Here is a 25,685-nt window from a genome sequence, read left to right as displayed (position 1 = left end):
ACGCAGCAGCCTCGAAACCGTGTTTCGAGGCAAGGTAACACGTCAGGTATGAACGGCGGCGATTCGCTCGGCGAGTTTGGCGTCGTAGCTGGAGTGCACGTGCACGCGTTTCTTGTCCGGGAACGCATAGGTGTAGGCCTTGCGCAACGCCAGCGACGCTTCATGGAAGCCCGAAAGGATCAGCTTCTGCTTGTTGGGATAGGCGGCGATATCGCCCGCCGCGAAAATGCCGGGGCGAGAACTTTCGTAGTACGACGTATCGACGGGAATCTTTCCCGCAGGGTTCGCGATTCCCCAATCCGCGATCGGGCCGAGCGCTGCAACCAGGCCAAACAGCACGAGCAGGTGATCCGTGTCGATACGCGCCGAACCTTCGATCTGGCGCACGTCGATCGATTCGAGCCGTCCTTGCGGCGCATGCAACTGGCCAATCGTGCCGACCACGAAATCCATCTTGCCTGCCGCGACGGCCTCATGCATGCGGGCCACGCTGGAATCGGCCGCGCTAAAGCCGGGGCGCCGATGCACGAGCGTAACGCGTTGCGCGACGGGAAGCAGCGACAGCGCCCAGTCGAGCGCGGAGTCGCCGCCGCCCGCGATCGCGACGTTCTTGCCCGCAAACGTGTTCACGTCGGCGACGCTGTAATGGATGCTGCGGCCTTCGAGCGCGGGCGCTTCGTCCAGCATGAGCCGTTGCGGCACGAATGCGCCATTGCCCGCGGCCACGAGCACCGCCGCGGCGTTGAACGCGAGGCCCTGGTCGGTGCACGCGCGCCAGCGGCCGTCCTCCAGCGCTTCGAGCGATTCGATGCGCTGGCCGAGATGGATCGGCGGGTCGAAGGGGCGGCACTGCTCCATGAGCCGGTCGACGAGCTCGCGCGCGGTGCAGGACGGAATGGCCGGAATATCGTAGATCGGTTTGTCCGGGTACAACTCGATGCATTGACCGCCTGGGCGCTCGATGCCGTCGACGATCTGGCACGAGAGGCCGATCACGCCCGCCTCGAATGCAGCGAACAGGCCCACCGGTCCCGCGCCGACGATCAGCACGTCGGTGCGGATGTCGGGGGCGCTCGATGGGGTTGGTTTGGATACCATACGTATTCCTCATGGAGGTGAGTCGGGGGCTTTTAATCAGGGACGCAAATCCGGCTGCGTCACGATTGCCGTCACATCCACCATACAGAGGCAATGCCACACCCGCAACGAAGGTATTACTGCGGGCGTGGAATAGCTGCCCGGAACTGCCTGGAGGATGCGCTGCGCGCGGCTGGCGTCGAACCGGACATGGTCATGGCGGCGCCGGAATGTCGCACCGCGCTGGCTAGGGTCACGCCTTCGCCGCCATGCACCGTTATTGGGCCTGGGGGCGAGTCCCATTCCGCTCGACTTGCGGGTGATGCCGAAATGGATGGAGTGGCGGTGCGCCAGAGCCGTTGAGCGCGCAACGTTCAACATGACAGAAACATGACCGACGCGGCTTCGCAATGACGCCGACATCGGCCCGTCATTTGCGACCCTTATATTCGGCACTCGCCTGAATCTGAGCGTGGCGGCATGGCCAGCAGGGTGGCTATCGCCAGGTCACAGGCGCAGAACAAAATGTCCTTTGGGCTTCCACGAGCGGGGTCTCGGCAGGCAGCCTTCCGTCCAGGCGGCATTGAGCACGGAGCGCGATCGTTGCTTTCGCATCGATCGTGACAAACCGTACCCGCTCGCCTTGCGGAATCGCTGTGGTGAACGTACTCGAAGGTCTCGATTATCAAGCCAGATAATAAGGAGCACCTGCACCGTGAATTCCCGTCGCAAGTTTCTGCAAAATACGGCCACTGCCGGTTTGTCGGCCGCCGCGCTGAGCGCGTTCCCGCCCAGCATCCGTCGTGCGCTCGCCATTCCCGCGCACTACGAAACCGGCACGATCAAGGACGTCAAGCACGTCGTGCTGCTGATGATGGAAAACCGCTCGTTCGACTCGTATTTCGGCACGCAGAAGGGCGTGCGCGGCTACGGCGACCGTTTCGCCATCCCCGCGCAAAACGTCAATAACGTCTTTTATCAGACCTATAAGGACGGCCAGGTCTACACGCCGTATCACCTCGACGCGACGAAGGGCAACGCGATCAACGCGGGCGGCACGCCGCACACGTGGTCCGACGCGCAGGCGGCCTGGTCGCTCGGCCGCATGAACCAGTGGCCGGTCGCCAAGACGCTGCTTTCGATGGGCTACTACGAAAGCGCCGAAGTGCCGTTCCAGCGCGCGCTCACCGACGCATTCACGCTGTGCGACCACTATCACTGCTCGATGCACACGGGCACGATCGCGAACCGCCTGTACTACTGGACGGGCACGAACGGGTCGAGCGGCGTTAGCCCGGCCACGGGCGCGGGCGTCAAGGTGGCAGTCCTGAATAACCAGTACAACGACGGCAACGACGTCGGCTTGCCGGCGCAAGGCACCACGGGCTGGACGTGGACGACCTATGCGGACCGTCTCGCGGCGGCAGGGGTGAACTGGAAGGTCTATCAGAGCCTGTACGACAACTACGGCTGCAACGAGATGATGAGCTTCCAGCACTGGCGTCAGGCGATCGCCAGCATGCCGCAGGCGCGCCGGCCGTGGTATCTCGCGAGCGAAAGCCTTTCGCAGTACAACAACGCGAACGTGCCGCAATTGCCGGTGTACGAGCCGTCGGACAAGGCGCTCAATGCGCTCGCGCCGGGCTTCTCGAACACGATGCCGGACGGTTTGCTGGCCTCGTTCATCGCCGACATTCAGAACGGCACGCTGCCCGAAGTCTCGTGGATCATTCCGCCTTCGACGTACAGCGAGCATCCCGGCGTTTCGACGCCCGCCACCGGCGGCTGGTACATTCAGGCCGTGCTCGATGCGCTCACGGCGAACCCGGAAGTGTTCAGCAAGACGGTGCTGCTCGTGAATTACGACGAGAACGACGGCTTCTTCGACCACCTGCCGCCGCCTTCGGCGCCCGCGCGCAATACGGACGGCACGCTCGCCGGCGCGTCCACGCTGAGCGACGCGCAGATGGCGTACGAGTACCACAACTTCACGCCCGCCACGGCGTCGCAACCGGCCCAGGACGGCCGCCCCTACGGGCCCGGCCCGCGCGTGCCTATGTGGGTGATTTCGCCGTGGAGCCGTGGCGGCTGGGTGAATTCGCAGGTGTTCGATCACACCTCCACGCTGATGTTCCTCGAAAAGCGCTTTGGCGTGAAGGAGCCGCAGATCACGGCCTATCGCCGCGCGATTTGCGGCGACCTGACGAGCGCATTCAACTTTGCGGCCCCGAACAACGAGGCGCTGCCCACGCTCAAGGGCAGCACGACACAGAGCGCCGCGAGCGCGCTGGTCACGGCCCAGTCGGCGCTGCCGGCGATTCCGGTCACGCCCAACGGTACGCTGCCGGTGCAGGACGCGGGCGTGCGTCCGTCGCGGGCGCTGCCGTACGAGTTGAATGTGCAGGCGAAGGCGAACCTCTCCGCGGGCGCGATCACGCTGAAGTTCGTCAACACGGGCCGCGCAGGTGCGGTTTTTCACGTGTACGACAAGCTGAATCTGGCCAACGTGCCGCGCCGCTATGTGGTCGAGCCCGGCAAGTCGCTGGAGGACAACTGGGCCGCTGTCGCGAACAACGCGGGCAAGTATGACCTGTGGGTGCTCGGTCCGAACGGCTTCCATCGCCATATCGCGGGCAACCTGTCGACGCTTGGCGCGCGCAACGCGGCGACGCCCGAAGTGGTCGCGCAGTATGGCGACGGGCAACACGCGCTGTTTCTGAGCCTGCGCAACGACGGCGGCGGCAAGGTCCAGCTCACGGTCAAGTCGAACGCCATCTACGGGGCGCTGCGCGACGCGGGCGGCGACCCGTTTGGCCGCCAGAACGGCACGACGTGGGTCGTGACGCTGCATCCGGGCGAGCACCGGGAACTGGGCTGGGACCTGAAGCAGACCGGCAACTGGTACGACTTCCTCGTGACGTCCGATTCGGACAGCAGCTTTGCGCGCCGCTTCGCGGGGCGTGTCGAAACGGGCCGCCACTCGGTGAGCGATCCGGGCATGGGGCGCGCCGACAGCTTCTAAAGCCCTGTAGGTGAGTGCGCCGGGCGCCGCGCAACTTGCGGCGCGCGGCGCACACTGTCATTCATTCAGTCAGGTGTCCAGAGTAACGCTTGAGCCCCGACTCACGCCGCCGCGCACAGCCTCGAGAGGCGATGAAAATTGCGGTCGAAATAAACGAGCCCGTCGCCGTCGCTACGCACGCGAATATGGGTCGCCTTCACGAACATGACCGAGTGCGAGCCAACGTCCTTCAACTCGACGATCTCGCCTTGCAGGCTCGCGAGCGCGTCGCGCAGCACCGGCACGCCGTGCTCGCCATCATCCCAGAGCGGCAGGTCGAAACGCTCGTCCATGGGCAATTGCGTGAGGCCCGCGAAATGCTTCGCGAGCAATTCGTGCTCGCCCGGCAGCACATTCACGCACACACGGCCGTTGCCCGCGAAAGCGGCGTGCATCGCGCTCGAACGGTTCAGGCAAACCAGCAGCGTGGGCGGCGAGTCGGTGACGGAACATACGGCGCTCGCCGTGATACCGCACCGGCCGAACGCACCGTCGGTCGTGATCACGTTGACGGCGGCGGACAAGTGCGCCATGGCCTGGCGAAAGTCCTTGCGGGCGTCGCTCGCGGGCAGCGGGGTCATGCGGGATGTGTCGGACATGTCGGGTCTTCCGTGCAAGGGTGTTGCGTTCATTCGTATCGGCGTCTGTTGCTTTGGGCCTCGGATTCAAGCGTACGGCAAGCCTCGCGCGAAAAATACTGTCGCGAATCGCCCGTGTGCTGGCGTCGTTCCCGAGCCGCCTAAAGATTTCACCAGGTTGGGCCGCAAGCGTTACGCGCACCTTGGTGTCGCCGGGGGAAATTAAGGGGTAATGCGCCTGTTCAGGGCTTTTTCGGCTGGTTATGATGGCGTCACAAATGCGGGAGCGCGAAGATGAATGGAGGCGGCCGGTAGCAACGGGCACGTCTCGCCGCGCTTCGCAACCCACCATAGCGGAGAGAGGAGATGACATTACCTGCCCCGGTCATCTATATCGTCGACGACGACAACGGCATGCGCACTTCGTTGGCGTGGCTGCTGGAGTCGGTTGGCGTCAAGTCGGAAGGATTCGCGAACGCGACCGATTTCCTGCGTGCGTTCGATCCCGACGTTCCGGCGTGTCTGGTGCTCGACGTGCGCATGCCGGAAACGAGCGGTTTCGACGTGCAGACGGAGTTGAATCGGCGCAGCGCGACCTTGCCGGTGATTTTCGTGAGCGGCCACGGCGACATTCCCATGTCCGTGCGCGCCTTGCAGAACGGCGCGATCGATTTCGTCGAAAAGCCGTATAACTCGCAGCAGATGCTCGATCGTGTGCAACGCGCGATGAAGCTCGCCACGCAGCGTCACGCCGCGGACCAGAAACGTCGCGATTTGCGCAAGCGCCTCGAATCGCTCACGGGGCGCGAGCGCGAGGTGCTGCGCGGCGTGATCGACGGCAAGGGCAGCAAGCGCATTGCCGCGGAACTCGATATCAGCGTGAAGACGGTGGACGTGCACCGCGCGAGCATCAAGGAGAAGCTCGGCGTGGCCTCGATCGCGACGCTCGTGCGCGATGTGATGGCGGTGTGGGATCAGGACGCGCAAGCACCCGCGCCGTGAAGCGGCGCGGGCACGGCGGGCGTTAGCGCATGTAGAGCCCGCCGTTGATGTCCCAGCAAGCGCCGTTGGCGAAATAGGCGTTGCCCGAAGCGAGCAGCACGGCGGCGTCGGCGATATAGTCGGCGGCGCCCAGACGGCCCACGGGAATGCTGGCGATCACCTTGTCGAGTTTGTCCGCGGGCACGCTCTCGTGCACGATCGGCAAATCGAGCGGTCCCGGCGAAATCGCGTTGACGGTCACGCCCGAAGCGGCGAGGTCGCGCGCGAACACCTTCGTGAGCGTGATCGCGCCGCCCTTGGCTGCCGCGTAGTGCGCGCCCGTGGCCGAGCCGCCGTTCTGGCCCGCGAGCGAGGCGATGTTGACGATGCGTCCCTCGCCCTGATTCGCGAAATGCTGCCCGAACACCTGGCAGCCGAACAGCACGCTGCGCAAATTGACGTCGATGACCTGATCGAACTGCTCGGCCGTGATTTCCATGACGGGTACCACTTTCGATGCACCCGCGTTGTTCACCAGCGCATCGATGCGTCCCCAGCGCGCGACGATCGCGTCGCGCGCGCTCACGAAATCCGCTTTGCGCGTGACGTCGAGCGCGATGGCGAACGCGCTCGATCCATCGGCGCTCAGCGCGCGCGCGGTTTCACCCGCGGCTTCGACCGCGACGTCGCCAAGCGCGACGCGGTAACCCGCCGCATGAAAACGCGCGGCAATGACGGCGCCGAGGCCGCGCGCCGCGCCGGTAACGAGAACGACTCTGCTGGACATGGGTTGGGTATTCCTTTAAAGACTTAGTCGACGAGCGCCGCTTCGAATGCGGCGGCCACGGCGCAGACCTGTTCATCGGCGCCGTGCCGGCCGATGATTTGCAGTCCGGCCTTGAGCGGCGATCCGTCGATCGGCAAGGGCAGGCTCAGCGCCGGGTGGCCGCTGAGATTGAACGGACGAATGAGCGACGACATCGCGATGACCGACACGCCGCGCCGCGCGTCGTCGATCGTGATCGGCAGGGCGGGCAGCGTTGGCATCACGATGACATCGACGTTCTCGAGTGCATGGTCCACGGCATCGGTAAAGCTGCGCCGCACGCGCTCGGCCGCGCTCACCTGGTCCGGCGTCGTTTGCGACGCGGCGCGCAGGCGCGCTTCGAGATCCGCGCCGAGCAGGCCGCTGCCGACGAGATGACCGAACGCGGTCCACGTTTCCACGTTGATGATCGCAAGGCCCGCCTGGAAGGCTTCCGTGAGGCCCGCAAGTTCAATGACGTGCGAAGTGAAGCCCGCGCGTTGCGGCGCGCGCTCGACGGCCGCGAGCAGGTCCGCTTGGGCATCGACGCGCGCGACGCCGACCCGGCACGCCGTCACGCGTTGCAGCGCGGCCTGCTTGTCGAACGCGGGCGTGATGGCGCCCATCGTCTCGACGATCATGCGCACGTCGCGCGCGAACGGGCCGACGCAATCGAGCGTCGATTCGGCGGGCGCGACGCCGTGCCGCGAAACGCGCCCGAACGTGGGCTTGAGGCCGACCACGCCGCAACATGCGGCGGGGCCGCGAATCGAGCCGCCCGTGTCGGTGCCGAGCGCCGCGTCGGCCAGGCCCAGGCCGACCGCGCTGGCTGACCCGCTCGATGAGCCGCCGGGAATGCGTGCGGCATCCTGCGGATTGACGGGTGTGCCCGTATGGTCGTTGATGCCAGTCATGCCGAACGCAAGCTCGTGCATGTTGGCCTTGCCGATGATTCGCCAGCGAGCGTCGAGCAGCGACTGCACGACGCTCGCGTGCTGGCGCGCGGGCGCGGCGTTGGCGAGCGCGCGGCTTGCGCCGGTCGTGGGCATGCCCGCGATGTCGATGGTGTCCTTGATGGCGACGGTCGGTCCGTCACCGCCAAGGGAGAAGGCACTGATCAATGCGCTCATCGATTAGGATTCCATTTGATTATCGGGACGATGGGTCAGGATGCAGGGCGCGGCGAGACACGCCACGGCGCATCGAAAAGACGCTCGGTGCGAAAGTGCGCGATGAGCCAGGTCGAGGCGTCGGGCGCGCTCACGAAGTCCACTTCGAGGCGCGCGCCGATCAACTCCGCACGATCCCCCTCGTAGCCCGAGGCTTGCAACATGATCCAGCGTCCCTTTGCACGGCCGGGCGACACCATGTCGATGCTCTCGGACGTGAGGAAGTGCACGTTGGTCGCGAAATGTGGTTCGGGCGGCAAGTAACGCGCCAGCATCGCGACCATCGCTTCGCGCCCCTCGATACGGCCGAATTTGCTCGTATATTGCGGGCCGATGCCTTCCCACACCGCGTCGGCCGTGAAGAGGCGCGCGAGCGATTCGCCGTCGAGCGCGCCGCTCGGCACGTCGCACAGCGCCATATAGCGCGCCATGGTTTTGCGCGCGGCGCTGGCGCCTTCAAGTGCGGTGAGGCGCGCTTCGAGCGCGGCGATCCTGCGTTCAGCGTCTGAGGTCATCGCCATGGGCTCAAGCGGTGGCGGCGGGCGGCACCGCAGGCGGCACAGTCAGCGCGCGACCCACGCGCGCCTCGATCTTGCCGTAGCGCCACAGGTTGTATTCGCCCACCGGCGTCGTGCGATAGAGATTGCACACGGCCACGGCGGTGTCGAAATTCGCCACATCGGCCATGATGTAGAAGGTCCACGGCGCGCCGTCCGACTGGCCCACCACGAGGCGGTCGTCGTCCATGACGCCGAGCACCTTCACGCCGTCCATCGCTTCGACGGCGGCGAGCATCTTGCCGTACGCCTGCCAGACTTCGCCGATCTTCTCGCGCGGCAGGTCGAAGAAGTTTTGCGTCACGCCGCAGCAAAAGAGCACGCGCAGGGGCACGGGAGCGGTTGTTTCGGACATTTGAATGATTCCTTTCGATATGTGAGGTTTGCGGTTACAGATAGCCCGGAATCGGCGGTACGCCGACGAATACGGCGCCCGCGCCGTCGAAGTTGCCTTCGCCGAGGAATGCGTGCTGCGTGACCACCATCGAGTCGCGCAGCAAACGCTGCAAGGGGTGCGTCTTGTAGATCGCCATGGTGCCGCCAAGGCGATAAGCGCGATTCACGACGTCGGCGCCTTCGCGCGCGATCTGCGTCGCGGCAAGCCGAAGCAGGCTGACCTGGTCGGGCGTGACGGGATGGCCCGCGAGGATCGACTGCCAGACGCTGTCCGTCGTTTCGTAGAAGAAGGCGCGCGCCGAACGAAGCTGCGCTTCCGCCTTCGCTAGCTCGATGCGATAGTACGCGCGGTCGGCGAGTTGGGGCGCGCCGGTCGTCGTGCGGCGGCCGCCCGACATGTGGTTGGCGACGTCGAGCGCGGCGCGTGCGAGGCCGAGGTTCACGACGGCGAGCACCTGGGCCGCGTAGGCGACGGTCGGGTAGCGATAGAGCGGTTCGTCCACGCAGGGTTCGCCGCCGCGCACGAAGGTCCAGTCGTCGGTGACGATCTGGTCGGTCACGCGCAGGTCGTGACTGCCCGTGCCCTGCATGCCGACCACGTTCCAGTTCTCGACGATCTCCACCTGCTCGGGGCGGAACACGGCCGTGCGCGGCTTGTTTGCGCCGCTGCCGCCGTTACCGGTGCTGATGCCCACGCCGAGCCAGTTGGCGCCCTTGCAGCCGCTCGCGAACTTCCACGTGCCGTTCACACGCCAGCCGCCGGCGACGGCCTGCACCGATTGCACCGGGAACAGTCCGCCCGCGAACACTTGATCGGGGCCGTTTGCGTAGATGTGCGCCTGCGTTTCGAGCGGCAACGCGGCCAGGTACACGTTGGCCGAGCCGAAGCTCGCGACCCACGCGGCGGAACCGTCGGCCACGGCAATGCGCTCGATCATTTCGAGGAATTCGCCGGGCGCGCGCGCGTCGCCGCCAAAGCGCTTCGGCGTGCCCGCGCGATAGATGCCCGCGCGCTTGAAGAGGTCGATGACGTCGCGCGGTACGTGCGAAAGCCGGTCGAATTCGTCGCGGCGGGCGGCGACCACGTCGATGACTTCGTCGAGCGAGAGGGTGTCGGCCGGTTGCGCGAAGCGGTCATGCGCACGGTTGTCGCTGTGGGATGCGAGGGCGGTCGCAACGGATGCCATGATGTTCCTCCTGAGTTCCTGGGCCGCCAGGTTGTGGGGCCGGTGTTCGGTACGTGTTTCGGTGCGCGTGTAGCCTGGAACTCAGTCTAGAAAGGCAAAAAGGGGTCATCAATTGGGACGCCGCACGCATTTTTAAGTAGCGTTCCCCGCGCGCCTAAAGAAATCTTCAGATTCCCCGCGCGCGGCCCGGATGGTATCGTCTGGGGACCACCAGGCGGCATGCCGTTCACCTCACGATCATGACGTACCCCACCGACGACGACTTCCGACGCCTGCTCGACGCCTTGACGATGTGCGTGCTGCTGCACGACGCGAGCACGAAAGCGATTGTCTGGGCCAATCGCGCCGCATGCATCGCGCTCGGCTTTTCCGTGGAGGAATTGCTGCCGCTGAAGGCGCGCCACATGACGCGCCCCGAGCCGAAGTACGCGCGCGAAATCGCCGTGGCGGCGATGGACCGTTCGATCACCGAAGGGCCGCAGGGCTACGAATGGTGTTATCGATCGCGCACGGGGCAGGACATGCTCTCCGAGGCCATCGCGACCTATGTGCCGCTCAAGGAGCGCGCTGTCGTGATGGTGCAGTTTCGCGACATCAGTGCGGAAGAGGCCGTGCGCCAGGAATTGCGGCGCTATGAAACGCGATTGCGCGAATTCATGCAGGACCTGAGCGAAGGCGTTGCGGTGCTCACGCATCACGGCGAGGTGGAATTCATCAGCGATTCGGGGCGGCGTTTGCTCGGGCTTGCCGAGGGCCAGGCGCCGGGCGCGGTGTTCGACTACTGCGGCGAGCATGACCGCGAACGCCTTGCCGAACAACTCGACGACGCCCCGCTCCAGCACCCCTCCGAGCCGCAACGCTACCGCATGATCCGGCGCGACGGCAGCGGCTGCTGGCTGCGCCTCACGTGCCGGCGGCTCGTGATCGAGGACGATTTCGATGGTCTGCTGATTCACTTTCGCGACATCTCCGACGAAGTCAGCATCGAGGAAGCGCGCCGCACCGAAGCGCGCATGCTCGAATACGCGGGGCGTTACAACGCCATGGGCGAGATGGCGACGGCCATTGCGCACGAGTTGAGCCAGCCGCTCGCTGCCGTGCGCAACTTCATCGAAGGTGCGATCCGGCGGCTCGAACAGGCGGGGCCGGTTGAGGACGCGATCTGGGGCCTGCGCAGCGCCGACCGCCAGGCGGAGCATGCGGCGCTCATCATCAAGAGCGTGCGCGAATATATCGTGAAGCGCGAGCCGACCGAGGTCCGTTCGGACTTGCGCGACATTCTCGCGGACGTGGCGTACTTCATCGAACTGCGCGCGCGCGATGCGGGGGTACGAGTGCATATCGTGCAACCCAAGGCGGTGCTGCCCGTGTTGTGCGAACGTGTTTTGATCGGCCAGGTGGTGCTGAATCTCGCGTTCAACGCGATCGACGCATTGGCGGACGTGGACGCGGACCGGCGCGATCTGACGCTTGCGTGCGAGCAACAAGACGGCAAGGCAATCGTGAGCGTGATCGACAACGGTCCCGGCGTGCCCGCCGACGCGCACGGGCGGCTGTTCGACGGCTTTTCGTCGTCGAAGGCGGGCGGCAACGGCATTGGCCTGTCGCTGTGCAAGAACATCGTCACGCGGCACGGCGGCACGATCTGGGCGCAACCCGGCCCCGGCGGCGGGCTCGAATGCCGGTTTGCGTTGCCGCTCAACTGATGGCCCGGCTTTAACGTCTCAATTCGTAACGTTAGCGCCCGAGCGAGCGCGCCGTTTTGCCGCCAAGGCCGAAGTCGGTATTCGGTATGTCCTTGATGATGACGCGCGTGGCGTCGAGCGGCGAGTCGAGCACGTCGGCGCTGGTGGTTGCAAGCGCATCGATCAGTGCGGCTTTCTGTTCGAGCGTGCGTCCCGCGATCAAGATCGCGACGATGACCGGCAACGCGGGCGGCGCGCCGTCCGCGGCGCGCTTGCCGCCAATGCCGTAATGCGTGTCGGCCAGCTCGCTCAGCAGAATGCGCACGGCTTCGGCGGGCGCGCCGATCGCTTCGACGGTGGCCTCCGTGAGCCGCCCGATCAGCGCGGCCTTGCGGGCTTCTTCGTGGCCCGCGGGCAAATAGACTTCGAGTGTAGGCATGAATTCGAATGGAAGCGGGGCGCGCAAGACCGGCCGCGCGCCCCTGTCTTGTTAGAGCAGGAAGCCGATGGCGCTCAGCGCTTCGGTCGAATCGATCAGGCGGATCACCTTTTGCAGCAGCCTGGGCTCGCCGCTCGCGAAGCTGATGCGGTGCGTGAGGTCGGCCGCGAAAATCGTGTTCGCGCCGCGCTTGTACGCGACGATGACCTGCGCCGACTTCACTTCCACGGTGTCGGCCGCGTCGCTCGACAGCGTGAAGCGCGAGACCGTGCGCACCGTGCGCGCCGCGTCGCTTGCCGATGCCGAATAGCCCGAGGTCATGCGCTGCACGCGCATTTCGCGCATGTGCTGGTCGTCGTACGCGTAGTTCAGCGTGGCGGCGAAGTCGGTCGTGTGCGGATCGATTGGCACGACGTAGTAACCCTGCGGGTCCCACAGGTCGAGCCATGCGCTGTATTCACGGCGGTCCAGCATCTCGGCTTCGCGCCAGATGAACTGCACGGCGCGCGTAAAGGTCTCTTGCGAGTTGAGTACGTTTCGATCGTCCATCATGCCTCCATCATGGCGCGCCACTGCGCATACGCTTCGCGCATGCCGGTTTCGTCGGTGGCGTGCGCGGTCTTTTCTCCGTTCGCGGCCGTCGTTTCGCGGTTCAGACCGCGATTCACGAGAATTGGAATGTTGGGTCCGGCGTGCGAGCCGCGTTGCACGCGCTCCCAGGCTTCGGCGTCGTCAGGGCTGCCAAAGCCGAACGGGCCCTGGAAATGCTCGTGAATACGCAGGCGCACGCGGTTGGCTTCCTCGGGGCCGCCGTCCATGGCGAGCGCCACGTGGCGGATTTCGGTTTCCTCGGCGGAAATCGGGCGCAGCACGCGGAAGAACGCCATCGAAAGCGCGAGGTTCGGGAACAGGTTCAGGTTGAAGCCCACGCCCATGAGGGAGCGCACGATGCGGCGCACTTCTTCGGGCGTATGGCGTTCGGCGAGTTGTGAGGCCAGTTCCTGGAAGCGCTCGGGCAGCGGCGCGCCGTCGTCCTCGTCGAGGTCCACGAGTTCGGGCACGAGCACGGCGAGACTGTGGCCGTTGCCAAGCGAGCGGCAGAAGGCCTGATCGCTCGTCATGAAGCTCGTGATGGCGGCGGCCGTTTCGTCGTCGATCGACTTCATCCACGACTTGTGCACGACGGGGAAGTGATAGAGGTCGGTGGTGTTTTCGAGCTGGATTTTCCAGTTGCCCTTGAACTTGAACTTGTGCTCGCCGTTGGCCTTCACGGGGTAGCCCGCGCCCTGCTTCATAAAGAGGTCGATCCACGGCTTCGCGCCGCCGAGGAAGTCTTCGAGCGGTTCGATTTCCGGGTTGAAGCTCGCGAAAATCAGGCCTTGATAAATGCCCACGCGCAGCTTTTCGAGCGGCAGGTCGCCCTTTTCGCACACGCCTTCGTAGCCGTCGCCATAGGGCAGCGCGCGCAGCGTGCCGTCGAGCGCGTACGACCAGCTATGGTAGGGGCACGTGAAACCCTTGGCGTTGCCCTTGTGCTCCTCGCACACGGTCGCGCCGCGATGGCGGCAGCGGTTTTGCAGCACGTTCACCGTGCCCGTCTTGTCGCGCACGACGATCACGGGCTGGCGGCCGATGGTGGTGGTGCGGAAGTCGCCCGCGTTGGGCAGTTCGCTTTCGTGCGCGACCCAGATCCACGTCTTGTAGAAAATGCGTTCGAGTTCCGCTTCGAACAGCGCCGGATCGTAGTACAGCGAAGGCGCGATGCGGTCCGTCTCTACGCGGCCGCGCAGCGTACTCGTGTCGATGGTCTGCCAGGTATCGCTCATGGTGTCGGAGTATCGGGGTGGTCGCGATGTCTCGCGAGGTTATTGAAGCGCGGCTCGTTTGCCGCCCGCGCGTTGATTGAAGTCTCGTCTGCGGTGCTCCATACGTCAAATCGATCTAAAATTGAACCTCACATAAATACGGCTGATAAAACCATGCCTTCACTCGATCAGGTCGATCTCAATCTGCTGCGGGTTTTTCACGCGATCGTCGAGGAGCGCAGCCTCACGAAGGCGGGCGAGCGCCTCGCGCTTTCGCAGCCCGCCATCAGCTATTCGCTGTCGCGCCTGCGCGCGCTGTTCGACGACCCGCTATTCATCCGTACGCGCGCGGGCATGCAGCCCACGCCGGTCGCGCTGGAGCTGGCCACGATCGTCGGGCGCGCGCTCGACACCGTGCGCGAAGCGCTGCGCTATGCCGAGCGCTTCGATCCGGCGGTGAGCACGCGCACGTTCAGACTTTCGCTTTCGGACGCGGGGGAAATGGCGTATCTGCCGCCGATTTGCGAGGCGCTGCATCGTGAAGCGCCGCAAATCAAGGTATGTGTGGAGCCGCTGCCCGTGGAGGAGATCGAGGACGCGCTGCGCGCGAGTCGGCTCGACTTCGCGATCGGCAACCTGCCTGAGCTGACTTCGCGTACGCGTCATCAGTTGCTCTTCGAGGAAACGTATGTGTGCATGACGCGGCGCCGGCGTGGTTTGCCGCGCGGCGATGCGCTCAGCCTCGCGCAGTTCGTCGAGGCTTCGCATGTGCAGGTGAGGTCGGTCGAGCACAGTCACCACGCGCTGGACGACGCGCTGCGCTCGCAGGGCGTGGGCCGCAATATCGCGCTCGAATTGCCGCACTTCGTGGCGCTGCCGGGCGTGCTGGCGGTAACGGATCTGTACGCGACGTTACCGCGCAGACTCGCGCACCTCTTCAATCCGGACGGACGCTTCCAGATTTACGCATTGCCGGTGAAGGTGCCCGTGGCGGCCGTGACGATGCACTGGCACGAGCATTTCCACGAGGACGAAGGCATTGCGTGGATGCGCGAACTCATTCAAGGCATCATGGCGCGCTTCGACGCGGCGCGCCCCTGATCGTAGCGGCGTGCGCGCGCCCTTCTAGATATCCAGCACGAGCACCGGCGAGCGCGAGCGCGAGATGCAGCAGCAGATCACCTTGTTGCTCGCGCGCTCGGCCTTGCTCAAACAATGGTCGCGATGCTCGGGCTCGCCCGTCACCACGTCGACCATGCAGGTGCCGCATACGCCTTCGCCGCACGACGTATCGACTTCGATGCCGATCGTTGCCAGCGCATCGACTATCGACGTGTTCTTTTCTACGCGCACCGTCTGGCCCGTGCTTGCCACCTGCACGTCGAATGCTTCGAGCGCCGCGCCGCTTTCGGGCGCGGCGGGTTCGGCCGCGAAACGTTCGAGGTGGATCGCGTCTTCAGGCAGACGCGTGGCGGCCGTGCCGACCACGCGCTCCATGAACGCCGAAGGCCCGCAGGTATAAACGTGCGTGCCCGGCTCGGCGCTGGCGAGGCACGACACGAGTGCGCCGTCCAGCGCATCGGGCTCCACGCCGAAATGCAGCTTCACGTAATCCGCAAACGGCGCGCGCGCGAGCAGCGGCAGGAATGCCGCGTGTTCCTCGCCGCGTGCGAAGTAGTGCAGTTCGAACGGAGCGTCGAGCTTGATGAGGCGGTACGCCATCGAAAGCAGCGGGGTAATGCCGATGCCCGCGCCAATGAGCACATGGCGCTGCGCCATCGGCGCCAGCTGGAACAGGTTGCGCGGCGCACCCACCGAAAGCTCGGTGCCGATCGACACGTCGTCGTGCAGCGAACGGGAGCCGCCGCGCGACGCGTTTTCACGCTTCACGGCGAAGATCTGTGCGGCGCGCTCGTCGGGGTCGCCGCACAGCGAATACTGGCGCGTGACACCGGAAGGCGCCGTGACGTCGATATGCGCGCCCGGCTCGTAGGCGTCGAACGGCTTGCCGTCGAGCCGCGAAATGCTGAATGAGCGAATGCCGCTGGCTTCGTCGCGCATGGCGTCTACGCGGACCTTGAATGTGTTGGCTTGCATGATGAGGCCCGATCGCTGAAACGGCGGGATGCCGCACTATAAGGAACTGGATGGAACTGGAACGATCGCGCGCGAGGCGCGAGCGGTTGGACCGAGCATACGGCGGCCCGGTCGATCCGGCAAATCGATAAAAAATGGCCTCCCGGATAAATGCCATTGATAATGCGGGCGACGGGAGGCCCGGGCTCGATCAGGCGCGCGTGGCGCTCAGCGGCGCTGCCACGGCGCTTTGGGCGTCCACGGCGGCGCTTTCGCCCTGCGACTGCTCGCGCTCGATGCTCAGGCGGAACGGGCGGCAGCCGAACCCGAGCAGCACGGCCGCGAGCAGCGCCGCGACGAGGCTCACGATCGACATGGAGTGGCCGACGGCGAGTGGCGAGCCGAACACCTTGTCGGTCAGCAGCGCGACGAGCGTGGTGCCGATGCCAAGGCCGATCAGGTTCGAGATGAGCAGGAACACGGCGGAGATTTGCGCGCGCATCTGGTTGGGTGCGAGGGTTTGCATCGCGGCGGTGGAGGTCGGCATCGGGAACGAGGCGAAGAACATCGCGATCACGAGCAGCGTGAGCGAGCCGGCGAGGCTGTCCACCTGGGTGAACGCCGCGGCGGGCAGCAGCATGGCCGCCGCGCCGATGCAGCCCGCGAGCATGGGGCCGTCGGTGCGGCCGCGGCGCAGCAGCCAGTCGTTGAGCCAGCCGCCGCAGAAAACGCCGGTCGTGTTCGCGACGAGCAGGATCGTGCCGAGCGTGTAGCCCGCTTCCACCGGCGACATGCCGAAGCGCCGGATATAGAACGCCGGGGTCCAGCTCATGAGGCAGAACAGCGTCATCGCGTAGAACGAGAAGCCCACGTAGTGGCAGAAAAACGTTTTGCCATGCGAACGAATGAAGCGCGCCGAGTCGGCGAGCGAGACGCGCCGCGCCTGGCCGTTTGCGTCCTGCACGAGGCCTTTGCGCTGCGGATCGCGCACCGTGAGGATAAAGAGGAGACCCACGAGCAAGCCTGGCAGGCCGACGATAAAGAACGTCACCTGCCAGGCATGCACCGAGCCGACAATGGGCAGCGTGACCATCGAAGCCTGCTTGAGCAGCGCGATCACATAGCCGCCGATCAGGAACGCAATGCCGCCGCCAATGAACGAGCCGAGCGAATACACGCCCGCGGCGCGGCCGAGCTTCTCCTTGGGAAAGAAGTCGGCGAGCATCGAATAGGTGCCCGGCGAGAGCGAGGCTTCGCCCACGCCCACGCTCATGCGGGCGAGGAACATGTGCAGGAAATTCTGGCTCACGCCACAGGCGGCCGTGGCGACGCTCCAGAGTGCGATGCCCGTGGCGATGATGCGCGGGCGCGCGTAGCGGTCGGCGAGATACGCGAGCGGGATGCCCATCACCGCGTAGAACAGCGAGAACGCGAAGCCGTGCACGAGGCTGAACTGCGTGTCGGTGAGGTGCAGGTCGCGCTTGATCGGCTCGATCATGAGCGCCAGCACCTGGCGATCGACGAATGAAAAGACATAGGCAAGCATGCAGATCAGCACAACGTACCACTCATACGTGTAACGCCTGGTGCTTTTCTCGCTCGCTGGCGTGGCGCGAGCCGTCCTGCCTGGGGTGGGGTTCATTCCGGTTCTCCGATATGTCGATCGTGTTGTGAGCGCGTGGCCGCGTGCGCCATTCCGTCTCTCGCGAATGGACACAGGTGGACCAGCGTACGCAAACAAATTTCACAGACATAGGCGCACATTTCCCATGCGTCTGCTCGCAATTACCGACCGGGCTAAAGAAATTACCAGGAGGCGCCTGGAAAATCGTGTATTTACAGGGGCTTGGGCCCGCATGCGCCGCATGGCGCGGTGCTCATGAATTGCATCTATAAGTGATATATGGCCGCTTTGATCGACGTTCCATATTGGCCTTTCTAGACTCGCCCCGATTCTTCATCTTTATCGCGGGGACGAAAAGAATGACCAACTGGAAGTGGTGTATTTCACTCATGGGCATGGCGGCGGCGCCCGCTTTCGCGCAATCGAGCCTCACGCTCTACGGCCGTATCGACACGTCGATCGAATACGCGAATTTCGGGCCTAACCACGTGGTGCGCATGGGTACGGGCAATCTGTTCGCAACGCAATGGGGCTTGAAAGGCGTCGAGGACCTCGGCGGCGGCTATGCCGCGATCTTCAAGCTCGAGAATGGTTTCAACTCCGCCACGGGGGCGATCAGCGGCAACGGCTCGCTTTTTGGCCGCGAGGCCTGGGTCGGATTGACGGGGCCGTTCGGCGGGTTGCAGGCCGGTGAAACCTACACGATCCTGCACACCTCGTTCGTGACCTACAGCTTGCCGGGCTACGGCGCGGGTCTCGCGTGGGGCAATGCGTCGAACAATTTCGTGCAGCCGTGGTTCCTGCGCACGAGCAACACGCTGCGCTACACGTCGCCGCGTGTCGCGGGCTTCTTGCTGCGCGCCACCGCCTCGCGCGGGGCCAATGGCGCGGGCAATGTGCCTTCCACGCTCGGCGACACCTACGGCGCGGGCATCAACTACGCGAACGGGCCGCTCTCGATCGACGTCGATTACATGCAGCAGAAGTTCAGCACGGCAACGGCCGCCGCGCTCTCGGCGACGAGCCCCACCGGCACCGGCAATTACGCGCTCGGCGCGATCTCCTATGATTTTGGCTTCGTCAAGCCCGCGTTCATTTATTTGCGGCATCGCGGCGGGCCTGACGTGAGCACCGCGGTCGCGAGCGCCTATTCGAACCCGCACAACGACTTCTTCGAATTCAACGCGACCGTGCCCATCGGCAAGGCGTCGCTGCTCGTGAGCTACGGCCACTATCACAAGATCGCGGACAGCGCGGGCAACGCCGACTCGTACGGGCTGCGCCTCGACTATCCGCTCTCGAAGCGCACGGTGCTCTACACGGGCGCGGCCATGGTTCACAACGGCGAGCACGCCGCGTTTTCGATCAATGGCGCGGGCGGCGGCGCCGTGCCGGTCGGCAAGCCGGGCGCCACCGCAAGCTCGATCGTGGCGGGCGTGCTCACGTCGTTCTAAAACGGTGAGATCGCTTTTGCCCGCTGATTCAAGCGCTAATTCACGCGCGGGTTCAAGTGTGGGTTCAAGCGCTGATTCAAGCGATCAACGCGGGCGGCTTCAGATTGGGCGGGATCGCGAGCCAGCTCTCATAAGGCTCGCGTGTGCCGATGCGGAAAAGCTCCATCAGGAGCGCGCGCAGCCAGCGGTGGCCGGGGTCGGCGTCGAAGCGCCGATGCCAGTAGGCGTTGACGGGCCAGGTGGCCGCGTCGGCGATTTCGAAGGCCGCCATCTCCCCGAGCGGAGCGAATGCGCGCGCAACGGTTCTCGGCAGGATCAGCGCATAGTCGCAGCGATACAGAATGGCGGGCACGACCATGAAGTTCGGCACGGCAACGCGCACGCGCGCAGCGAGGCCGTGCTGCTCCAGCAGGGCCGCCGCTTGCGGGTGAGAACTCACGGCGATGAACTGCAACGCCGCCGGCGCCGCGCCGTCCAGCACGAAGTGATCGTCCAGCCCGTGCTGCTCGGCCACGCGGCGCGCCATCATCAGGACGTAGCGCTCCTGGAGCAACTCGCTGCGATGGAAATGCGTGAACGCGTGGGGAAAATGGCCCATGGCGAAGTCCACGCGGCCCGATTCCACGGCCACGTTGAACTGGTTCTCTTCGATATGCAGCGTTTCGATCACGACGCCTGGCGCGCGTTCGTCGAGTTCGCGCATCAAGGTGGGCAGGAACGCGCTTTCCGCGAAATCGCTCATGTGCAGCCGGAAGGTGCGGCGCGACGTGGCGGGCGAGAACTGCGCGCCTTCGTCGAGCACGGCTTGCAGAATGGCGAGCGCGCGATCGATCGAGGCCGCGAGGCGTTGCGCGCGCGGCGTGGGTTCGACACCGCCGCCCGTGCGCACGAAGAGGGCGTCGTGAAACAGGAGGCGCAGGCGGCCCAGCGCATGGCTCACCGAAGGCTGCGTGATGCCAAGGCGCAGCGCCGCGCGGCCAACGTGCTTTTCGGCATACACCGCGTTGAACGTCTTGAGCAGGTTCAGGTCGAGATCCTGCACGCGCAGCGCGTCGGCGGGTTCGTCGCCTGGCGGCGCTGCGTAATCGCCGGAATGGCTCATGAAAGCGCTCGTCGCGCGCCGCATCGTGCGGTGGCCGAAGGCGGATAGCCGTAGCGGCGCGCATACGCTTTCGCGAAGTGGCCGAAGCTGTGCACGCCATGTTCCAGCAGCACGTCGGTCACGCTGCGCTCGGGGTCCGCTTTCAGCGCGCGATGCACGGCTTCGATGCGCCGCTCGCGAATATAGTCGGCGGGCGACTGGTCGAGAAACTGGCTGAAGCCGTTTTGCAGCGTGCGCGGCGAAACGCCCGCCGCTTGCGCGAGCGTGGCGACGGCGAGCGGTTCGCCCAGATGCGCGTCGATATACTCGCGCGCGCGCTTCACATGCGCGGGCAGCGGCGGCTTCGCGCCGCGCGCGAGCGTTTCGCTGTACGAATGCGGCAACTGCGTGAGCAGCAGCGTGGCGAGCCACTGCGTGAGTTCGGGGCCGAGCAGGCTGTCGCGCGCGCTCGCCTCGATCTGCTCGCACAGGCTGCACAAATAGCGCAGCGTGGAATGGAATGCGGCGGCCCCGCTATGGGTGCGGCCGATTTCGAGGTCGAACACGAGCGGGCGGCGCAGCGAGCTTTGCAGCATGTCGGCGAGCTTGATTTCGAGCGCGGCGCGATCCACGCGCAGCAGCAGGCTGCGGCACGCGGTATCGGTGCTGATGCGGCTCTTGCGCGATGGCGACGACACGCTCAGGCTGCCTGCCGAGAGCGACACGCGCTCGTTGCCCGATTGCAGTTCGGAGCGCCCCGCGAGCGTCGCGCGAAAGAGGTAATGGCCGTCGAGTTCGCCCGCGTCGATATGTGTTTCTCGCCCATAGCAGAGTTCCAGCAGGCTCGCACGATGCATCGCGACGCCATACAGTTCGGCGTTCAGCGGCTCGCGGCCTGACACTTCCATGCGGTGCTCGCAAAGCAGCTTGGCCACTTCGCGTTCGACGTCCTCGCGCGCACGCGTTGCGCCGAGCCGGTTGCTGTGTTTGCGGGGAATCGCAATGTCCATCGTTCAATGGCCTCGAAGTGACGGCAGAGAGCCTCGGCGCCTATGATCCGATGGTCAATAAGTCTGCGCAAGAACGGATTCACCCTCATACCACCCTCGTACGCGACGCGCCGCCCGCATGCTTGCCGCAATTGTGTTGCCGGAGTTGAACAGCGCTTGCGCGTGTTGAAGCGCGAGGGACGGCCCGCGCCTTTACGCTCGACGGTATTGCACATGGAGGCGAACAATGAAGGTCAGCGTACTGGGTGGCGGGCACGGATGCTTTGCGGCGGCGATCGACATGCTCGAAAAGGGCCACGACGTGACATGGTGGCGGCGCGACGCGGCGCAAAGCGCGCGCTTGCGCGCACTGGGCGAGCTGAACGTGAAGGACTGGCGCGGCAAGCGCCGCGTGCCGGTGGGCGACGCGCGCGGCGCGATCCGGCTGGTCGACGATCTCGCCGGCGCGGTGCGAGAGGCGCAACTGATCGTGATTCCGCTGCCCTCTACCACGCACGAATCGCTTGCGGCCCAACTCGCGCCGCATCTCGCGAACGGGCAGGTGGTCTATCTGCCGCCGGGCACGTTCGGCAGCTACGTGTTTGCGAAGGCGATGGCCGACGCCGGCAACCACGCGCGCGTGGCGTTCGCGGAAACGGGCACGCTGCCGTATCTCGTGCGTCGCCACGGCGAGAACGACGTGGTGATCAGCGCGTATGCCACGCGCCTGCCCACGGGCGTATTCCCGGCAGAATCGGCCGAGTGGGCGTTTTCCGTGCTCAAGGAGGGCTACCCGAGCGTCGAGCCTCTGGAGGACGCGCTGAGCGGCGCGCTCATGAATGCCGGTCCGGTGATCCATCCGCCGCTCATCATGATGAACGCGGGGCCGCTGGAGCATTTCGAGGCGTGGGACATTCACAACGAAGGCACGCAGTCGTCGATTCGGCGCGTGACCAATGCGCTGGACGCGGAGCGCGTGGCGGTGCGCGAGGCGCTTGGCTACGGCGCGCCGCATTTTCCGCTGGCCGATCACTACGCGAGCGAAGGCGACGAGTGGATGTATGGACGCGGCGCGCACGGCAAGCTCACGGACAGCGGCGACTGGCGCGAGAAGATCGACTTGAAGACGCATCGCTATATGCTCGAAGACACGCGCCTCGGTCTTTCCTTCATCGTATCGGCCGGGCGCTGGGCCGGTGTGCCGACGCCGGTGGCGCAAGGACTCCTGAGCATTGCGAGCGCGGTGTCGGAGCGAGACTTGTACGGCGAGGGGCGCACGCTGGAAAACCTCGGGCTGGCTTCGCTCTCGCGCGAGGCCATGCGCGAACTGCTCACGCGGGGGCTCGCATGACGCAAGACGCCGGCGCAATCAAGCATATCCACGTGCTCGGCGCGGGGCGCATGGGGCAAGGCATCGCCCTGGCGTTCGCGTTCGCGGGACTGCGCGTGACGCTCATCGACTTCAAGGAGCGCGACGCACTTGCGCGCGCGGAATTCGCGGCGGCGGCGCTGGGCGAAATCGGGCGGCACTTGCAGACCCAGGTCGACTTCGGGCGCATCGATGCGCGCCAGGCCGGTGAAGCGCTTGCACGCGTCGACGTGCTCGATCGCGCGGGCGGGGCGGCGGCACTGGCCGCCTGCGAGGTCGTGTTTGAGGCCGTGCCCGAAGTGATGGCGGCCAAGGAGGCGGCGTTTGCGTGGCTATGCGCGCACGTGGGCAGCGGGGCGACGATCGCGTCCACGACATCGACGTTCCTTGTCACCGATCTGCAAAGGATGGTCACGCATGCGCCGCGCCTCGTCAATGCGCACTGGCTCAACCCCGCGCATTTGATGCCGCTCGTGGAGATCAGCCGCAGCGACGCCACCGACGAAGCGGTTGTCGCGCGGCTCAAGGACCTGCTGCGGCGCGTCGGCAAGGTGCCCGTGGAGTGCGCGCCGTCGGCGGGCTACATCGTGCCGCGCCTCCAGGCGCTCGTCATGAACGAGGCGGCGCGCATGGTGGAGGAGGGCGTGGCGAGCGCGCAGGACATCGACACAGCCGTGCGCACGGGCTTTGGCCTGCGCTTTTCGGTTCTCGGCTTGCTTGAGTTTATCGACTGGGGCGGTTGCGACATTCTCTATTACGCGTCGCGCTACCTTGCGAAGGAAATCGATGCGCGCTTCGAACCGGCCGCCATCGTCGCCCGCCATATGGAGGAAGGGCGCGACGGCCTTCGCGACGGCCAGGGCTTCTACGATTACGCGGACGTCGAGGTGCCCGCCTACGTGAAGCGTCGGCTCGGCGAATTTGGGCGACTGCTGGAGCATCTGGAACTCGCCCCGCGTTATCACTCGGCAAACGAGGCGGCTTGCGAAAGTCCATCCCGGGGATGATCGCCGCCATGCATCGCCGGCCGGCGGTGTGGGCGGACAAAAAAAGAACCCGCACAAGGCGGGTTTCAGAGCTGAGGAGACATGCACAGAGGGCCCGGAGACCACCCTCAAGTCCCACTGTAACGCGCACCGTTGCGATGCGCACCTATCAGAACGGACAGGGCGGAGGCGACGGTTGCGGTGTGAGCGTGACGCTACGCGAGAAGCGTGGTCAATCCAACGCAGGCGGTGACGGCGGGCGCCAATGAGCGAAATCTCGCGTTCAGGCTGACAAGCTTGCTTCCGGCCCAGGCGCCCAGCAGTCCCATCAGCACATAGAGCACGACCAGCAGCGCGCTTGTCCAGGGCGCGACGCCCGCGCCATGTCTCGCGAGCATCGCGGAGAAGATCAACAGGTTGTCGGTGCTGACCGAAAGAAATGCCGAAATCATCACACCCATCGAGAGCGTGGGGAGAACGACGGGCTGCGCTTGTGGCTGTGCCTGCGGCTGTGTTTGCGCGGTGCGCCGCTTCGTGCCCTGTGCGAGTTGAACGAGTCCGATCGACAACGGCACGACCCCGAAGTATCTCGAAGGGATCGCCACCGAACTGGCCGCGAGGCCGATAAGCAGGCTTGCCGCCACCACGGCGGCGCCCGTTGCGACGAAAGCCACAAACAGCTTGAATGGACGCGCGTCTGCGGAGAACGCCAGCATGAGCGCGGCGGAATCCATGTTCGTCGCCGCAAAGGCCGCCAGGGTGGCCGAGACGATTGCAAGCGAAATGTCAGTCACGCGGCGTGTCCGGATGATTCGAGGCGCAATGCAATGTGGCGCCCGAAGGAATCGCTCAGTCTAGCACGAGCGACCCGAGCGCAAATGCGCCGAGCGCGGCCACGGCAATCCCAACCCAGTCAGCGAGATGCCATTTCGGCAGGATCCCCTCTCTATTCGGACTGCTAATGACCTGCGTGGCCGCGGATACGGTCCGTGGTTCTGGTGCCGGTCGCTTGTCCATTCCCGCAGGTTTTGCCACGGAAACTCGCCTGGCCGCGTATTGGCCATCTGCGTGCCGTGCGGCGCAAGTTAGTCGCTCCGGACGAACTTCGCGCCCTCCAGGCCGCCGCGAGCGGCGATTCCCGAACGCACCGTGTGCGCAGGGGCTTCCTCCGGATCGTGATGATTGGAGACCACGAGGAAGGGGCCGCCGGGAATGCGGTGCATGGCGGGCAAAGCGGTGTCACGCGCGTCGTTGCTCGCTGCCGGTGCGGAATGGACCATGATCAGTCGGGGCGTGGGTCTGTGTGGGCGCAAACGTCGAGCGAGAGCGGCGCACAGGCATGGCGCGCCCGTCAGCCGCTTGCCGGCATTCAGTATCGGAGCGGCGATCCGGATTCGCCATCGGTAGACGGGGCAACGATGTTGCCCTTAAGGGCAATCCGCGCCGCTGCCGCGCAATGTTTGCAATCGCGTTCGCGCATTCTCCATTTCATTTGCCGCGCTATTCGCTATGCGCTATGCGCGCTGCGTAGGAAAAACCGCTTTTTCCCTTGTTTCGGCGCAGTCAGAAAACAGGCTGCCCGGGAAATTGCTATAACCCATTGCATGCGGGTTGACTACCGGAATTGGAGCGAAATTGTGAATAGCGATTCGACGAAAATGATTCATGTTGTCGAAGACGATGAATCGATGCGGTTGGCGCTAAAACGGCTCCTTAAATGCGCGGGTTATTCGGTCCGGGACTACGCTTCGGCCGGGGAGTTTCTCGTGAGCGAACCCGAAGAATGGGACGGCTGCCTGCTGGTCGATCTGGAACTGGGCGGCCCGAGCGGTCTGGACCTTCAGCAGGCGCTGCGGCGCCAGCCGCGCACGCTGCCGGTCGTGTTCATGAGCGCGTATAGCGACGTCCCCAGGACCGTGCAGGCCATGAAGGCCGGCGCCGTGGATTTCCTCGTCAAGCCGTTCGAGCGGCAAACCCTGCTGGATGCGCTGGAAGCCGCGCTCCATCAGGGTGTGGAAGAACCGCAAGCGCAACCCGCGCCCACGCGCGGGGTCAAGCTCGGCGATCGCGAGCGCACCGTGTTGAGGGGCATCGTGGCGGGCTTGCGCAACAAGCAGATCGCTGCGGAACTGGGGCTGTCCGAGCGCACGATCAAAAGCTGCCGCGCGGATCTCATGCGCAAGTTCGGCGCGGATTCGCTCGCGGAACTGTTGTGCTGCGCTCAAGGGCTGTTACTGGCGGCGTAGCGCGCGTGCGCGGCCGCTATGACTTGTTCGCAATCGAATCCATGCGCCGCCCGGTTTTGCCTGGTGACGGCGATGTCAGGTGATTTGCATTCATTTGAATCCGATACGCCGATTTGCGTT

23 protein-coding genes are annotated in these 25,685 nt (G+C 65.3%); 8 read left to right on the top strand and 15 right to left on the bottom strand.

Translation table 11 applies throughout. From position 1 onward, the window contains the following. Window positions 1–42: 42 nt before the first annotated feature. Window positions 43–1,098 carry an NAD(P)/FAD-dependent oxidoreductase gene (locus C7401_RS01195; protein WP_112169457.1) on the bottom strand — a complete coding sequence of 352 codons (1,056 nt, stop codon included), beginning with the start codon at window positions 1,096–1,098 and terminating at the stop codon, window positions 43–45. Between the two features lie 694 nt (window positions 1,099–1,792). Here C7401_RS01195 and C7401_RS01190 point away from each other — a divergent pair. Further along, window positions 1,793–4,099: a phosphocholine-specific phospholipase C gene (locus C7401_RS01190; protein ID WP_112169455.1), complete on the top strand. Its 2,307-nt coding sequence runs from the start codon at window positions 1,793–1,795 to the stop codon at window positions 4,097–4,099. A gap of 101 nt (window positions 4,100–4,200) precedes the next feature. Here the strand turns inward: C7401_RS01190 and hpaC are convergent, their stop codons facing one another. Then, window positions 4,201–4,737 carry a 4-hydroxyphenylacetate 3-monooxygenase, reductase component gene (hpaC, locus tag C7401_RS01185; protein ID WP_112169453.1) on the bottom strand — a complete coding sequence of 179 codons (537 nt, stop codon included), beginning with the start codon at window positions 4,735–4,737 and terminating at the stop codon, window positions 4,201–4,203. Window positions 4,738–5,082: 345 nt separating this feature from the next. Here hpaC and C7401_RS01180 point away from each other — a divergent pair, with 345 nt between their 5' ends. After that, entirely contained in the window at window positions 5,083–5,718 is a 636-nt protein-coding gene (locus C7401_RS01180; protein ID WP_112169451.1) for a response regulator transcription factor, read from the top strand. Between the two features lie 22 nt (window positions 5,719–5,740). Here C7401_RS01180 and C7401_RS01175 read toward each other — a convergent pair whose 3' ends face one another. Genes C7401_RS01175 through C7401_RS01155 form a run of 5 tightly spaced genes read right to left on the bottom strand, consistent with a single transcriptional unit; the run spans window position 5,741 to window position 9,811 of the window. After that, window positions 5,741–6,484, bottom strand: a complete 744-nt coding sequence (locus C7401_RS01175; RefSeq protein WP_112169448.1) for an SDR family NAD(P)-dependent oxidoreductase — start codon at window positions 6,482–6,484, stop codon at window positions 5,741–5,743. A gap of 23 nt (window positions 6,485–6,507) precedes the next feature. Further along, the gene (locus C7401_RS01170) at window positions 6,508–7,632 is read right to left on the bottom strand and encodes an amidase (RefSeq protein ID WP_112169446.1); all 1,125 of its coding nucleotides are present in this window, start codon (window positions 7,630–7,632) and stop codon (window positions 6,508–6,510) included. Between the two features lie 35 nt (window positions 7,633–7,667). Further along, window positions 7,668–8,186, bottom strand: coding sequence for a nuclear transport factor 2 family protein (locus C7401_RS01165; RefSeq protein WP_112169780.1), 519 nt, complete (start codon window positions 8,184–8,186; stop codon window positions 7,668–7,670). 10 nt (window positions 8,187–8,196) lie between these two features. Beyond that, window positions 8,197–8,583: a hypothetical protein gene (locus C7401_RS01160; RefSeq protein ID WP_112169444.1), complete on the bottom strand. Its 387-nt coding sequence runs from the start codon at window positions 8,581–8,583 to the stop codon at window positions 8,197–8,199. Window positions 8,584–8,617: 34 nt separating this feature from the next. Then, window positions 8,618–9,811 carry an acyl-CoA dehydrogenase family protein gene (locus C7401_RS01155; protein WP_112169442.1) on the bottom strand — a complete coding sequence of 398 codons (1,194 nt, stop codon included), beginning with the start codon at window positions 9,809–9,811 and terminating at the stop codon, window positions 8,618–8,620. 239 nt (window positions 9,812–10,050) lie between these two features. On the opposite strand from C7401_RS01155, the gene C7401_RS01150 reads away from it, so the two are divergent. After that, window positions 10,051–11,517, top strand: a complete 1,467-nt coding sequence (locus C7401_RS01150; protein ID WP_112169440.1) for an ATP-binding protein — start codon at window positions 10,051–10,053, stop codon at window positions 11,515–11,517. Window positions 11,518–11,548: 31 nt separating this feature from the next. On the opposite strand, the gene C7401_RS01145 is transcribed toward C7401_RS01150, so the two are convergent. From C7401_RS01145 to C7401_RS01135, 3 genes are read right to left on the bottom strand one after another with little or no spacing between them, the layout of a single operon-like run. Beyond that, on the bottom strand, window positions 11,549–11,935 hold the full coding sequence (locus C7401_RS01145; protein ID WP_112169437.1) for a tautomerase family protein: 387 nt from the start codon (window positions 11,933–11,935) through the stop codon (window positions 11,549–11,551). A 51-nt stretch (window positions 11,936–11,986) separates the two neighbouring features. Beyond that, a complete protein-coding gene (locus tag C7401_RS01140; protein ID WP_112169435.1) occupies window positions 11,987–12,487 on the bottom strand; it encodes an aromatic-ring-hydroxylating dioxygenase subunit beta in 501 nt (166 codons plus the stop codon). Continuing rightward, window positions 12,484–13,761, bottom strand: a complete 1,278-nt coding sequence (locus tag C7401_RS01135) for an aromatic ring-hydroxylating oxygenase subunit alpha (protein WP_112169433.1) — start codon at window positions 13,759–13,761, stop codon at window positions 12,484–12,486. The genes C7401_RS01140 and C7401_RS01135 overlap by 4 nt, the downstream gene beginning before the upstream one ends. A gap of 153 nt (window positions 13,762–13,914) precedes the next feature. Between C7401_RS01135 and C7401_RS01130 the strand changes: the two genes are divergently transcribed. Further along, entirely contained in the window at window positions 13,915–14,841 is a 927-nt protein-coding gene (locus C7401_RS01130) for a LysR family transcriptional regulator (protein ID WP_112169431.1), read from the top strand. A gap of 24 nt (window positions 14,842–14,865) precedes the next feature. Here the strand turns inward: C7401_RS01130 and C7401_RS01125 are convergent, their stop codons facing one another. Beyond that, a complete protein-coding gene (locus tag C7401_RS01125; RefSeq protein WP_112169429.1) occupies window positions 14,866–15,837 on the bottom strand; it encodes a PDR/VanB family oxidoreductase in 972 nt (323 codons plus the stop codon). A 190-nt stretch (window positions 15,838–16,027) separates the two neighbouring features. Continuing rightward, complete coding sequence (locus tag C7401_RS01120; protein WP_112169427.1) at window positions 16,028–17,458, bottom strand: spinster family MFS transporter; 1,431 nt, start codon at window positions 17,456–17,458, stop codon at window positions 16,028–16,030. 341 nt (window positions 17,459–17,799) lie between these two features. Between C7401_RS01120 and C7401_RS01115 the strand changes: the two genes are divergently transcribed. Next, window positions 17,800–18,894 (top strand): porin, encoded by a 1,095-nt coding sequence (locus C7401_RS01115; RefSeq protein WP_112169425.1) that lies wholly within the window; start codon window positions 17,800–17,802, stop codon window positions 18,892–18,894. 76 nt (window positions 18,895–18,970) lie between these two features. Here the strand turns inward: C7401_RS01115 and C7401_RS01110 are convergent, their stop codons facing one another. Next, complete coding sequence (locus tag C7401_RS01110; RefSeq protein ID WP_112169779.1) at window positions 18,971–19,996, bottom strand: LysR family transcriptional regulator; 1,026 nt, start codon at window positions 19,994–19,996, stop codon at window positions 18,971–18,973. Further along, window positions 19,993–20,985 carry an AraC-like ligand-binding domain-containing protein gene (locus C7401_RS01105; protein WP_112169422.1) on the bottom strand — a complete coding sequence of 331 codons (993 nt, stop codon included), beginning with the start codon at window positions 20,983–20,985 and terminating at the stop codon, window positions 19,993–19,995. Before C7401_RS01105 ends, C7401_RS01110 begins: the two co-directional genes overlap by 4 nt. Window positions 20,986–21,211: 226 nt before the next feature. Here C7401_RS01105 and C7401_RS01100 point away from each other — a divergent pair, with 226 nt between their 5' ends. Next, window positions 21,212–22,315, top strand: a complete 1,104-nt coding sequence (locus C7401_RS01100) for an NAD/NADP-dependent octopine/nopaline dehydrogenase family protein (protein ID WP_112169420.1) — start codon at window positions 21,212–21,214, stop codon at window positions 22,313–22,315. Further along, window positions 22,312–23,340 carry a 3-hydroxybutyryl-CoA dehydrogenase gene (locus C7401_RS01095; protein ID WP_112169418.1) on the top strand — a complete coding sequence of 343 codons (1,029 nt, stop codon included), beginning with the start codon at window positions 22,312–22,314 and terminating at the stop codon, window positions 23,338–23,340. Before C7401_RS01100 ends, C7401_RS01095 begins: the two co-directional genes overlap by 4 nt. Window positions 23,341–23,534: 194 nt before the next feature. Here C7401_RS01095 and C7401_RS01090 read toward each other — a convergent pair whose 3' ends face one another. Beyond that, a complete protein-coding gene (locus C7401_RS01090) occupies window positions 23,535–24,113 on the bottom strand; it encodes a hypothetical protein (RefSeq protein ID WP_112169415.1) in 579 nt (192 codons plus the stop codon). Window positions 24,114–24,308: 195 nt separating this feature from the next. Here C7401_RS01090 and C7401_RS45440 point away from each other — a divergent pair, with 195 nt between their 5' ends. Next, a complete protein-coding gene (locus tag C7401_RS45440; RefSeq protein ID WP_258396787.1) occupies window positions 24,309–25,565 on the top strand; it encodes a response regulator transcription factor in 1,257 nt (418 codons plus the stop codon). The last annotated feature ends 120 nt before the right edge of the window (window positions 25,566–25,685 follow it).

It is taken from the genome of Paraburkholderia unamae, from assembly GCF_003268775.1.
In the GTDB taxonomy this organism is placed as follows: domain Bacteria; phylum Pseudomonadota; class Gammaproteobacteria; order Burkholderiales; family Burkholderiaceae; genus Paraburkholderia; species Paraburkholderia unamae.
Note: the sequence above shows the minus strand (reverse complement) of the source record. Positions and strands in the feature narration are given on the sequence as shown.